General features: G+C 66.1%; 11 protein-coding genes. 7 read left to right on the top strand and 4 right to left on the bottom strand.

Annotation, left to right across the window (positions count from 1 at the left end; translation table 11 throughout):
- Positions 1–115 precede the first annotated feature (115 nt).
- The 7 genes from VCJ09_RS01075 to VCJ09_RS01045 all read left to right on the top strand — a co-directional run bounded on the left by VCJ09_RS01075 (position 116) and on the right by VCJ09_RS01045 (position 8472).
- Entirely contained in the window at positions 116–1093 is a 978-nt protein-coding gene (locus VCJ09_RS01075; protein ID WP_079204258.1) for a dipeptidase, read from the top strand.
- Between the two features lie 166 nt (positions 1094–1259).
- Positions 1260–1790: a DUF5943 domain-containing protein gene (locus tag VCJ09_RS01070; RefSeq protein ID WP_324732785.1), complete on the top strand. Its 531-nt coding sequence runs from the start codon at positions 1260–1262 to the stop codon at positions 1788–1790.
- A 15-nt stretch (positions 1791–1805) separates the two neighbouring features.
- Positions 1806–3866: a dimethylglycine demethylation protein DgcA gene (gene dgcA, locus VCJ09_RS01065; protein ID WP_324732784.1), complete on the top strand. Its 2061-nt coding sequence runs from the start codon at positions 1806–1808 to the stop codon at positions 3864–3866.
- A 186-nt stretch (positions 3867–4052) separates the two neighbouring features.
- Positions 4053–6014, top strand: coding sequence for a dimethylglycine demethylation protein DgcB (dgcB, locus tag VCJ09_RS01060; protein WP_324734570.1), 1962 nt, complete (start codon positions 4053–4055; stop codon positions 6012–6014).
- Positions 6014–7237: an electron transfer flavoprotein subunit alpha gene (etfA, locus tag VCJ09_RS01055; RefSeq protein WP_324732783.1), complete on the top strand. Its 1224-nt coding sequence runs from the start codon at positions 6014–6016 to the stop codon at positions 7235–7237. The genes dgcB and etfA overlap by 1 nt, the downstream gene beginning before the upstream one ends.
- Positions 7227–8006: an electron transfer flavoprotein subunit beta gene (gene etfB, locus VCJ09_RS01050; protein WP_324734569.1), complete on the top strand. Its 780-nt coding sequence runs from the start codon at positions 7227–7229 to the stop codon at positions 8004–8006. The genes etfA and etfB overlap by 11 nt, the downstream gene beginning before the upstream one ends.
- A gap of 220 nt (positions 8007–8226) precedes the next feature.
- On the top strand, positions 8227–8472 hold the full coding sequence (locus VCJ09_RS01045; protein WP_324732782.1) for a hypothetical protein: 246 nt from the start codon (positions 8227–8229) through the stop codon (positions 8470–8472).
- Between the two features lie 156 nt (positions 8473–8628).
- On the opposite strand, the gene VCJ09_RS01040 is transcribed toward VCJ09_RS01045, so the two are convergent.
- From VCJ09_RS01040 to cobU, 4 genes are all read right to left on the bottom strand, one after another.
- Positions 8629–9357: an adenosylcobinamide-GDP ribazoletransferase gene (locus tag VCJ09_RS01040; protein ID WP_324734568.1), complete on the bottom strand. Its 729-nt coding sequence runs from the start codon at positions 9355–9357 to the stop codon at positions 8629–8631.
- A gap of 182 nt (positions 9358–9539) precedes the next feature.
- Positions 9540–10142, bottom strand: coding sequence for an alpha-ribazole phosphatase family protein (cobC, locus tag VCJ09_RS01035; RefSeq protein WP_324732781.1), 603 nt, complete (start codon positions 10140–10142; stop codon positions 9540–9542).
- Positions 10139–11197, bottom strand: a complete 1059-nt coding sequence (gene cobT, locus VCJ09_RS01030) for a nicotinate-nucleotide--dimethylbenzimidazole phosphoribosyltransferase (protein ID WP_324732780.1) — start codon at positions 11195–11197, stop codon at positions 10139–10141. The genes cobC and cobT overlap by 4 nt, the downstream gene beginning before the upstream one ends.
- Positions 11194–11715: a bifunctional adenosylcobinamide kinase/adenosylcobinamide-phosphate guanylyltransferase gene (gene cobU, locus VCJ09_RS01025; RefSeq protein ID WP_324732779.1), complete on the bottom strand. Its 522-nt coding sequence runs from the start codon at positions 11713–11715 to the stop codon at positions 11194–11196. The genes cobT and cobU overlap by 4 nt, the downstream gene beginning before the upstream one ends.
- Positions 11716–11814 lie beyond the last annotated feature (99 nt).

The following is an 11814-nucleotide window of genomic DNA, read 5'->3' as shown; positions in this document are numbered from 1 at the left end:
CGCTTTCGGCAATACCCCAGTCGTTTTTGCACCGGGTCGCCCCGCCCCCCAGGGATATGCTCCCCACAAAGCGCCAACACCGGGTTTGGCGACAGCAGACAAAGGGGACAGCCGAATGAGCCCAGCACAAGTGCACGCCGACAGCATCGTTATTGATGGCCTGATCATCGCCAAGTGGAACCGTGAACTGTTCGAAGACATGCGCAAGGGCGGCCTGACCGCGGCCAATTGCACGGTTTCGGTATGGGAAGGTTTCCAGGCCACGGTCAACAACATCGCCGCCAGTCAGAAGCTGATCCGCGACAACAGCGACCTGGTGATCCCGGTACGCACCACCGCCGACATCCACGCGGCCAAGGCCCAGGGTAAGACCGGCATCCTCTTCGGCTTCCAGAACGCCCACGCGTTCGAGGACCAGATTGGCTACGTCGAGGTGTTCAAGCAGCTCGGCGTGGGCATCGTGCAGATGTGCTACAACACCCAGAACCTGGTTGGCACCGGCTGCTACGAGCGCGACGGCGGCCTGTCCGGCTTCGGCCGCGAGATCGTCGCCGAGATGAACCGGGTCGGCATCATGTGCGACCTGTCCCACGTCGGCAGCAAGACGTCCGAGGAAGTCATCCTCGAGTCGAAGAAAGCCGTGTGCTACTCGCATTGCCTGCCGTCCGGGCTGAAAGAGCACCCGCGCAACAAGTCCGACGCCGAGCTGAAGTTCATCGCCGACCACGGCGGCTTCGTCGGCGTGACCATGTTCGCGCCCTTCCTGGCCAAGGGCATCGACTCGACCATCGACGACTACGCCGAGGCCATCGAGTACGTGATGAATATCGTCGGCGAAGACGCCATCGGTATCGGCACCGACTTCACCCAGGGCCACGGCCAGGACTTCTTCGAGTGGCTGACCCACGACAAGGGCTACGCCCGCCGCCTGACCAGCTTCGGCAAAATCGTCAACCCGCTGGGCATCCGCACTGTCGGTGAATTCCCCAACCTCACCGAGACCCTGCTCAAGCGCGGCATGCCCGAGCGCACCGTGCGCAAGGTCATGGGCGAGAACTGGGTCCGCGTGCTCAAGGACGTCTGGGGCGAATGATCGATCCCTGCCGGCCCTGCGGTCCGGTTGGTGGGTTACGCCTGCGGCTAACCCACCCTACAAAAGCGCATCGAACACCTTCGTAGGATGGGTTGAGCGCAGCGATACCCATCACTCCGGCCACCGGCCGGACAACACAAGTCAGCGAATTCTGGAGTCTGCACACATGGCCACCCACGCACCCGAAATGCCCATCGAAGTCGACAGCGAAACCGGCGTCTGGACCACCGACGCCTTGCCGATGCTCTATGTGCCGCGGCATTTCTTCGTCAACAACCACATCGGCATCGAGGAAGTGCTGGGCGCCGACGCCTATGCCGAAATCCTCTACAAGGCCGGCTACAAGTCCGCCTGGCATTGGTGTGAGAAAGAAGCCGAGTGCCACGGCTTGTCTGGTGTGGCGGTGTTCGAGCATTACATGAAGCGCCTGTCGCAACGCGGCTGGGGCCTGTTCAAGACCCTGTCGATCGACCTCGACAAAGGCACCTGCGAGGTGCGCCTGGATCACTCGGCCTTCGTCTACGTCTACGGCCAGTGCGGGCGCATGGTCGACTACATGTTTACCGGCTGGTTCGCCGGCGCCATGGATCAGATCCTGGCCGCCCAGGGCAGCTCGATCCGCACAGTGGCCGAACAGGTCTACGGTGCTTCGCAAGAAGGCCACGACCACGGCCTGTTCATCGTCAAGCCGTTGTAAGCGGAGCGTATCGCCATGGCCTTTGAAGCAATGTTCCAGCCGATCCAGATCGGTAAACTGACCATCCGTAACCGTATCGTGTCCACCGCGCACGCCGAGGTCATGGCCACCGACGGCGGCATGACCACCGAGCGTTACGTCAAGTACTACGAAGAGAAGGCCAAGGGCGGCATCGGCCTGGCCATCTGCGGCGGCTCCTCGGTGGTCTCCATCGACAGCCCCCATGGCTGGTGGAGTTCGGTGAACCTGTCCACCGACCGCATCATCCCGCACTTCCAGAACCTGGCCGACGCCATGCACAAGCATGGCGCCAAGATCATGATCCAGATTACCCACATGGGTCGTCGCTCGCGCTGGGATGGTTTCGACTGGCCGACCCTGATGTCGCCGTCCGGCATCCGCGAACCGGTACACCGCGCGACCTGCAAGACCATCGAACCGGAAGAGATGTGGCGCATCATCGGTGACTTCGCCCAGGCCGCGCGCCGGGCCAAAGCAGGCGGCCTGGACGGCGTCGAGTTGTCGGCCGTGCACCAGCACATGATCGACCAGTTCTGGTCGCCACGGGTCAACAAGCGTACCGACGAATGGGGCGGCACCTTCGAGGGCCGAATGAAATTCGGCCTGGAAGTGCTCAAGGCCGTGCGCAAGGAAGTCGGTGACGATTTCTGCGTGGGCCTGCGCATCTCCGGCGACGAGTTCCACCCGGACGGCTTGTCCCACGAGGACATGAAGCAGATCGCCAAGTACTACGACGACACCGGCTTGCTCGATTTTATGGGCGTGGTTGGTTCTGGCGCCGATACCCACAACACCCTGGCCAACGTTATCCCCAACATGAGCTTCCCGCCCGAGCCGTTTCTGCATCTGGCGGCCGGGATCAAGGAAGTGGTCAAGATTCCGGTGCTGCACGCGCAGAACATCAAGGACCCGAACCAGGCCACCCGTATCCTCGAGGGCGGTTACGTCGACATGGTCGGCATGACCCGCGCGTTCATCGCCGATCCGCACCTGATCGCCAAGGTCAAGATGGGCCAGGTCGACCAGATCAAGCAGTGCGTCGGTGCCAACTACTGCATCGACCGCCAGTACCAGGGCCTGGACGTGCTGTGCATCCAGAACGCCGCGACCTCGCGTGAATACATGGGCCTGCCGCACATCATCGAGAAGACCACCGGCGTCAAGCGCAAGGTGGTGGTAGTCGGTGGTGGTCCAGCCGGCATGGAAGCGGCGCGCGTCGCGGCCGAACGTGGCCACGACGTCACCCTGTTCGAGAAGAAGGACCAACTTGGCGGGCAGATCACCACGGCCTCCAAGGCGCCACAACGTGACCAGATCGCCGGCATCACCCGCTGGTATCAGCTGGAACTGGCACGCCTGAAAATCGACCTGCGCCTGGGCACCGGCGCCGATCACGAGAGCATCATGGACCTGCGTCCGGATGTGGTCGTGCTGGCCAACGGCGGTCATCCGTTCCTCGAGCAGAACGAGCACTGGGGCGCGGCCGAAGGCCTGGTAGTGAGCAGCTGGGACGTCCTCGACGGCAAGGTCGCACCGGGCAAGAACGTGCTGGTGTACGACACCATCTGTGAATTCACCGGCATGTCGGTCGCAGACTTCATCGCCGACAAGGGCAGTCAGGTCGAGATCGTCACCGACGACATCAAGCCGGGTGTAGGCATGGGTGGTACCTCGTTCCCGACGGCCTACCGCAGCATGTACCCGAAGGGCGTGATCATGACCAGCGACATGATGCTGGAAAAGGTCTACCGCGAGGGCGACAAGCTGGTGGCGGTGCTGGAGAACGAATACACCGGCGCCCAGGAAGAACGCGTGGTCGATCAGGTGGTGGTGGAGAACGGCGTACGTCCGGACGAAACCCTTTACTACGCTCTGAAGGAAGGTTCGCGTAACAAGGGCCAGATCGACGTTGAAGCGCTGTTCGCGATCAAGCCGCAGCCTTGCCTGTCCGAGACCGGCGACGGCTATCTGCTGTTCCGCATCGGTGACTGCGTGGCCCAACGCAACACCCATGCGGCGATCTACGACGCGCTGCGGTTGTGCAAGGACTTCTGATGGCCTTGCGTGGGATGGGTTGAGCGTAGCGATACCCATGCAGACCGTAGGCTGGGTTAGCCGCGCAGCGGCGTAACCCAGCCTACGGACCACCAGACAGGTTAATGCCTGATGCATCAATGGTGGGTTACGCCGTCGGCTAACCCACCCTACGTGGCTATTCGGTCCCTCCAAGGAGACCAGATGATGTTGAACACCCTACTCCCCATTCTGCTGTTCGCCGCACTCGGCCTGGCCGTGCTCGGTGCCGGCAAGCGTTTCCTGATGTGGCGCCGCGGCAAACCGGCCAAGGTCGATTGGCTCGGCGGCCTGCTGGCCATGCCACGCCGCTACCTGGTGGATCTGCACCATGTGGTCGAGCGCGACAAGTACATGTCCAAGACCCACGTGGCTACCGCCGGTGGCTTCGTCCTGGCTGCCGCACTGGCGATCCTGGTACACGGCTTCGGCCTGCACAGTCGGATCCTCGGTTTCGCCCTGCTGGGCGCCTGCGTGCTGATGTTCGTCGGTGCGCTGTTCGTCGCCAAGCGCCGCCTCGACCCGCCCGCGCGGTTGTCGAAAGGCCCGTGGATGCGCCTGCCGAAAAGCCTGCTGATGTTCGCCGTGAGCTTCTTTATCGCCACCCTGCCGGTGGCCGGGATTCTCCCGGAAGGATTCGGTGGCTGGATCCTCGCCGTGATCCTCGCGGTCGGTGTGGCCTGGGGCGTGTCCGAGCTGTTCTTCGGCATGACCTGGGGCGGGCCGATGAAGCACGCCTTCGCCGGCGCCTTGCACCTGGCCTGGCACCGCCGCAGCGAACGCTTCGGCGGCGGCCGTTCGACTGGCCTGAAAGCCCTGGACCTGAACGACCCCAAGGCCTCGCTGGGCGTGGAAAAACCCAGCGATTTCACCTGGAACCAGCTGCTCGGCTTCGACGCCTGCGTACAGTGCGGCAAGTGCGAGGCGGTCTGCCCGGCCTTCGCCGCCGGCCAGCCGCTGAACCCGAAGAAGCTGATTCAGGACATGGTGGTCGGCCTGGCGGGTGGTACTGACGCCAAGTTCGCCGGTTCGCCCTACCCTGGCCAGGCCATTGGCGAACACAGCGGTGGCCCGCACCTGCCGATCGTCAACCTCAACGGCAAGGCGCTGGTCGATGCAGAAACCCTGTGGTCCTGCACCACTTGCCGCGCCTGCGTCGAGGAGTGCCCGATGATGATCGAGCACGTCGATGCCATCGTCGACATGCGCCGTCACCTGACCCTGGAAAAAGGCGCCACGCCGAACAAGGGCGCCGAGGTGCTGGATAACCTGATTGCCACCGACAACCCCGGCGGCTTCGCGCCCGGCGGCCGCTTGAACTGGGCGGCGGACCTCAACCTGCCACTGCTGAGCGAGAAGAAGTCGGTAGACGTGTTGTTCTGGGTTGGCGACGGTGCCTTCGACATGCGCAACCAGCGCACCCTGCGCGCCTTCGTCAAGGTACTCAAAGCGGCCAACGTCGACTTTGCCGTACTCGGCCTGGAAGAACGCGACAGCGGCGACGTGGCCCGGCGCCTGGGCGACGAGGCAACCTTCCAGAGCCTGGCCAAACGCAACATCGCCACAATGAGCCAGTACCAGTTCAACAAGATCGTCAGCTGCGACCCGCACAGCTTCCACGTCCTGAAAAACGAATACGGCGAACTGGGCGGCCACTATCAAGTGCTGCACCACAGCACCTATATGGACGAGCTGATCAGCGGCCAGAAACTCAATCTCGGCCAACACAAGGGCGGCAGTGTCACCTATCACGACCCCTGCTACCTGGGCCGTTACAACGGCGAATATGAAGCCCCGCGCGCGGTGCTCAAGGCCATTGGCATCGAGGTCAAGGAGATGGAACGTTCCGGCTTCCGCTCGCGCTGCTGCGGCGGCGGTGGCGGCGCGCCGATTACCGACATCCCCGGCAAGCAGCGGATTCCCGACATGCGCATGGTCGACATCCAGGAAACTGGCGCCGAACTGGTCGCCGTGGGCTGCCCGCAGTGCACCGCGATGCTCGAAGGCGTGGTCGAACCGCGGCCACAGATCAAGGACATCGCCGAGCTGGTGGCAGACGTGTTGCTCGAGGCCCCCGCCCCGGCAAAAAAGCCCGCTCCGACCAAGCTTGAAGCCCTGGAGGTGCACTGATGAGCGACATCATCCGCCGCGACCCGCGGGCCGAATGGATCGCCCGCAACCGCCTGCATCCGCTACACGCGGCCATGCAGAAGGCTGAGACCAGCTGGATGGGGCCCAACGGCCTCGTCCGCAAGAACCCCCACGCGGTCGGTTTCATCGGCCCCAACGGGCTCAAACGGATCGACCGTAGTGGCGCCCAGCAGGGCGGCAGCAGCAAGCGCACAACCGCCAGTGCAGTGGTGCAACTGCCGCTGCATGTGATCGAGCAACCGGCGTTTTATATCGCCGTGGTGCCGGACATGATCGGCGGCCGCCTGAGCAGCCACGACAAGGACCTGCTCGGCCTGGCCAACAAGCTGGCCGGCAGCGAGGGTGCCGTGGTCGCGGTGGTGTTCGGCGAGCACAAGGAAAGCGCCTTCGACAGCGCTGGCGTCGACCGCCTGCTGCACATCGAAGGCGAGCTGTACGAAGGCTATGCCCCCGAGCAACGGGTGCTGGCCCTCAGTGCGGTGGAAAGCCAATTGGCACCACGCCACTGGCTGCTGCCGGACAGCCGCACCGGCGGCGGCGAACTCGGCCGCCGGCTGGCCGCCAAACTCGCCGAGCGTCCGGCCACGCGGGTCTGGCAGGTCGCCGAGGGCCAGTGCATCGGTCGCGCCGGGGCCGGCCGCGAAGACCTGGTGCGCAGTGCGCCGCGGCTGATCCTGGCCGCCGTCGAATGCGCCGAGCCGGTCAGCGACACCCGCCATGCAGTGCAGCGGGTCGAACTGCGCGACCCGATCGCGCGCAACCTGCCGCGCATCGAAGACCTCGGCGCCGTGGCAGTCGACCCGGCCTTGATCCCCATGGCCGAAGCCGAGTTCATCCTCTCCGGCGGTAATGGGGTCAAGGACTGGACCAAGTTTCACAGCGCCGCCGTCGCCCTCGGCGCCACCGAAGGCGCGTCGCGGGTGGCGGTGGACGACGGTTTCATGCCACGCAACCGCCAGGTCGGTGCCACCGGCACCTGGGTCACCGCGCGGGTCTACATGGCCGTGGGCATCTCCGGCGCTATCCAGCACCTGCAAGGCATCGGCGCCTGCGACAAGGTAATCGCGATCAACCTGGATCCGGGCTGCGACATGATCAAACGGGCCGACCTCTCGGTAATCGGCGATTCCGCGGCGATCCTCGCCGCGCTGATCGAGCGGGTTACCGCCTATCGCCAAGGAGGCGCACGTGATGCTGCCTAACAACCTGAACATCATCACCCTGGTTTCCATCGGCGCGCACCCGACCTCCGGCCGCGCTCGTCGCGCCGAACAGGACGCGCGCGCGGTAGAGCTGGGCCTGCGCCTGGCCGGCGACAAACTGCAGGTGCTGCACGCTGGCGACCCGGCGGACGAAGCCCTGCGCGCCTACCTGGGCATGGGCCTGAGCGAGCTGACCGTACTGGAGCAACCCAGCCACGGCGATGCGCTGCCGTTGCTGAGCAGCTACCTGCAGGATGCCGGCGCCCAACTGGTGCTCACCGGTAGTCAGGCGGAAACCGGCGAAGGCTCGGGCATGCTGCCTTTCCTCCTCGCCGAACAACTGGGCTGGCCACTGGTGGTCGGCCTGGCCGCAGTGGAGAAGATCGAGAACGGCACGGCCCAGGTGCTGCAAGCACTGCCCCGCGGCCAACGCCGCCGGCTGAAGGTGCGCTTGCCGTTTATTGCCTGCGTCGACAACGCCGCGCCGGCCGCCCGCCAGAGCGCCTTCGGCCCGGCCCGGCGTGGCCAGCTGCAGGCTTGCGAACAGACCATCGTCGACGACAGCCTGCTCGCCGAAGCCCGCTTCCAACCCGCCCGGCCGCGACCGAAACGGCTCAAGGTGATCAAGGCCAAGACCGGCGCCGAACGGATGAAAGCGGCAACCGCCAAGGCTTCCGGCGGTGGCGGCCAGGTGCTCAAAGATGTCTCGCCGCAAGTTGGCGCCGAGGCCATTTTCAAATTGCTGCAGGATGAAGGCGTGCTGCGTTAGCAGCCTGGCGGACTTGACCGTCCGTAGCGAGGGCGCTTCCGATTTGAACCTTGTCGGAGGCGCGCCCCCTTGCCCATGCAGCCCAGGGCGGCCCGCGTATGCTATCGCGGTGCAGGGCAAAGACTTTGCCCCCAGGCCGGGGCCCCATGGATAAGGCTCAAGCCTGCGAATTAGACTAATCGAACGGACCTTAACAACAGCCTAAATGGAGGCAGCGACAATGATGCATAGCGATCTGATCGACCAAGAAGACTTCCGCGAGCGCCTGGTCGCCCTGGGCTTCCCCATTCCGCCCGGCACCAGCGCCGAGCAGGCCTGCGAACAGGCGGTGAGGGGCCTGAACTCGGAGCGGGCGCTGGTCTTGCGCCGACTGATCGAGGACCTGCTGGGCGGCAGCGCCACCTTGCTACCGGCCGTGCGCGAGGCGATTTCGCGGACCCTGTTGCCCGCGCTGGCGCCGCGCTAACTGCAATCGCCCGCTGCGCCCCCATGACCCGGCTCGGTCAGGGTGCCCGGCATCGAGGCCGCTGTGCCATGCCGTCTTGTCGCGGTTTGGTTCGGCTCAAGCGGGCGCAGCTCGAACCGCTCGCGGCTCGGCCACAGACCCGAGCGGGTTAACGCCTCAGAGCGCCAGGCCGACCAGCACCACGCACTCCACCAGTTCCTGCAGGGCGCCCGCAGTATCGCCGGTGGTGCCCTGCAGCCTGCGCATCAACGCATGGCGCACGCCGAACAGGGTCACTCCTGCCAGCAACAGCGCCGCAAGCCCGGTGCTACCGAACAGCAGCAGGCAGCCGGCCACCACCGCCAGCAGCACCGCCTTGGCCGCCGAGCGCGGCAGGTGCGTGGCCAACAGCTGAGCGATGCCGCCCGGGCGCACATAGGGCGTGCCGAGGAACAGCGCCAGCACGGCGCTGCGCCCCAGCAGCGGGGCCAGCAGCAGCGCCACCAGCGACCCGCTGTCGAGCAGCGCCAGCAGCGCCGCGCACTTGAGCAACAGCAGCAGCAGCAGCGCCACCACTCCCATCGGCCCGCAGCAGGGATCCTTCATCAGCGCCAGGGTGCGCTCGCGGTCGCCCATCCCGCCCACCCAGGCATCGACGCTGTCGGCCAGGCCGTCCAGGTGCAGCGCGCCGCTCAGCCCCACCCAGACGCTTAGCAGCAACGTCGCCTGGAGCAACGGTGCGGCGTCGGCCAGCAAGTGCTGCAGCAGCCACAGCAGGCCGCCGAGCAGCAGGCCGACCAGCGGATAGTAGAGCAGCGAGCGGCCCTGTTGCTCGGCCGTCGGCACACCCGCCAGGCGGATCGGAATACGGGTGAGAAACTGCAGGGCGATCCACAACGGTTGCAGGGCGGACATGGCTCGGAGGCTGTGAAAAAATCGAAGGCCGTCGCGAGGGCGACAGCCGGCGAGCGAAACAAGGCGCGCTGCGCAAAAACGAGGGAGTTTGGCGAGCCAAATGACCGAAATTTTTGCGTAGCGCAACGCTGTTGCAGCCGCTGGCTGACGGCCGCAGTAGGTCGGAGGTTTTTTCACAGCCTCTCACCCTCCCCGCTCAAGGTGCGCTCGTGCACAGCAGAGGGAGCGGTGCCGAAGGCCAGGCCGTGCAGCGAAGCATGCGCGACCTCCACCGCCAGCAGCTGGGTGCGCGGCAACCCGCGGGCGCGCGCCAGCAGCAGGCGAATCACCCCGCCGTGGCCGACCAGCAGCACACGCCGGCCGTCATGGCTCTGGCGCAGACGCTGCAGAGCGGCGTCGATGCGCGCCTCGAAGTGCTGCATCGGCTCGCCGTCCGGCGGGGTGAAGGCGTAGGGATCGGCCCAGAAACGGCCCAGCTCGTCTGCCTGGTCGTGCATCAGGTCGGCCGCGCTGCGGCCCTCCCAGGCGCCGAAATGCAGCTCGCGCAGATCCGCCTCCAGCTGTAGCGGCAGCTCCAGACGCGCTGCCAGCTCTTCGGCGAAGGCGGCGCAGCGGCGTAACGGCGAACTGACCAACGCGTCCCAGGGGCCGCCCAGCGCCACCGCTGCGCGCATCTGCGCCCAGCCTTCTGCGGTCAACTCGTCGTCCAGGCTGCCGCGAAAACCGCCGCCGCGTTCAGTCACGCCATGGCGTAGCAGATCCAGTTGCACGCTCATCCGCGGCCTTCCTCGACCTGTGCTTCGGCGAAAGTCGCCATGCCGCCGTGCAGCTCGCAGGCCAGACGCACCAACGGCAGCGCCAGCGCCGCGCCACTGCCCTCGCCCAGGCGCAGGCCCAGACCGATCAGCGGCGTGGCCTGCAACAACTCGAGCAAGGCGACATGCCCGCTCTCGGCGCTGGCATGGGCGAACAGCAACCAGGGCCGGCAGTCGGGATTCAAGCGCACCGCACAGAGCGCGGCGGCGCTGCAGATGAAGCCATCAACCAGCGCCGGAATGCCCAGTTGGGCGCAGGCCAGGTAGCTGCCGGTCAGCGCCGCCAGTTCCAGCCCGCCGACCCGCCGCAGCGCCTCGAAGGGATCGTCCAGGGCCGCGCCATGCAGTGCCAGGCTGCGTTCCAGCACCTCCTGCTTCCGCGCCACCCCGGCGTGATCCAGGCCAGTGCCGCGGCCGACCAGGCGGGCCGGCGGCAGGCCGCTCAGGGCGCAGGCCAGGGCGCTGGCGGCGGTGGTGTTGCCGATGCCCATCTCGCCGGCGAGAAACAGATCGCAGCCGCGCCGACTGGCGCGCTGCAGCACCTCGCGGCCGGCCTGCAGGGCGGCCCGGCATTGCTCGGCGGTCATCGCCGCGGTGCGGCTCAAATTGGCGGTGCCTGGCGCAATCCGCAGGTGGCGCACGCCCGGCAGGTTGAGGCTGAGGTCGACCGTGCCCAGGTCGACCAGCTCAAACGGCAGGCCCTGAACCCTGGCCAGCACGCTGATGGCCGCGCCGCCGGCGACGAAGTTGTGCAGCATCTGCGCGGTGACGGACTGGGGGAACAGCGAGATGTTTTCCTCGACCACGCCATGGTCGCCGGCGAACAGGCACAGGCGCGGACGGTCGATCCAGGGGCATTCGCGGCCCTGCAAGCTGGCCAGGTGAATCGCCAGTTCCTCCAGCTGACCGAGCGCGCCGGCCGGTTTGGTCAGCTGCGCCTGGCGGGCGCGGGCGGCGGCCTCGCTGGCCGCGTCGGGTTGACGGCAGGGTTCCTGCCACCAGTGTGCATCGTTCATAAGGGTTCTCCCTTCAACAGCATGGGTAAGCCAGCCAGGGTGAATATCACCCGCTGGCAGCGTTCGGCCAGTGCCTGGTGCAGCCAACCGGCCTGGTCGACGTAACGCCGGCTCAGTTTGCCCAGCGGCACCACGCCAAGTCCGGTCTCGTTGCTGACCAGCAGGATCCGCCCCGGCAGCGCGCTCAGGCACTCCAGCAGGGCGTCGCGCTCGGCGTCGAGACGCGCCTGGTCATCGAGCAGTAACAAGTTGCTCAGCCACAGGGTCAGGCAGTCGACCAGCAGGCAGTGTCCTTCGGCCGCGTTCTCGCGCAGCACCCGGGCCAGTTCGTGCGGCTCCTCCAGCAACGCCCAGTACGCCGGGCGGCGCTCTTGGTGCTGCTGGATGCGCGCGCTCATCTCGCCGTCCAGCGCCTGGCCGGTGGCAATGTAGGTCACCGCCAGGCCGGACTCGCCGGCCAATTTCTCGGCCAGGCGGCTCTTGCCGGAACGGGCGCCGCCGAGGATCAGTTCAAGCATGTCGATTACCCTTTCAATCCAATGGGTGGAGGGGACATTGTGGGAGGGGCTTTCGCGGCTAAAGTCCCTCCCACGCAAACAGCCCCATAGCTCAGAGCC

This window comes from Pseudomonas paeninsulae, from assembly GCF_035621475.1.
Classification (GTDB): Bacteria; Pseudomonadota; Gammaproteobacteria; order Pseudomonadales; family Pseudomonadaceae; genus Aquipseudomonas; species Aquipseudomonas paeninsulae.
The sequence above is the reverse complement of the archived record's forward strand: the minus strand, read 5'-3'. Positions and strand labels throughout refer to the sequence as shown.

Coding starts and splice junctions, on each gene's coding strand:
- dgcB (WP_324734570.1), top strand. CDS start 4,053: ATGTTGAACACCCTACTCCCCATTCTGCTGTTCGCCGCACTCGGCCTG.
- etfB (WP_324734569.1), top strand. CDS start 7,227: ATGCTGCCTAACAACCTGAACATCATCACCCTGGTTTCCATCGGCGCG.
- dgcA (WP_324732784.1), top strand. CDS start 1,806: ATGGCCTTTGAAGCAATGTTCCAGCCGATCCAGATCGGTAAACTGACC.
- etfA (WP_324732783.1), top strand. CDS start 6,014: ATGAGCGACATCATCCGCCGCGACCCGCGGGCCGAATGGATCGCCCGC.
- cobT (WP_324732780.1), bottom strand. CDS start 11,197: ATGAACGATGCACACTGGTGGCAGGAACCCTGCCGTCAACCCGACGCG.
- VCJ09_RS01075 (WP_079204258.1), top strand. CDS start 116: ATGAGCCCAGCACAAGTGCACGCCGACAGCATCGTTATTGATGGCCTG.
- VCJ09_RS01045 (WP_324732782.1), top strand. CDS start 8,227: ATGATGCATAGCGATCTGATCGACCAAGAAGACTTCCGCGAGCGCCTG.
- cobC (WP_324732781.1), bottom strand. CDS start 10,142: ATGAGCGTGCAACTGGATCTGCTACGCCATGGCGTGACTGAACGCGGC.
- VCJ09_RS01070 (WP_324732785.1), top strand. CDS start 1,260: ATGGCCACCCACGCACCCGAAATGCCCATCGAAGTCGACAGCGAAACC.
- cobU (WP_324732779.1), bottom strand. CDS start 11,715: ATGCTTGAACTGATCCTCGGCGGCGCCCGTTCCGGCAAGAGCCGCCTG.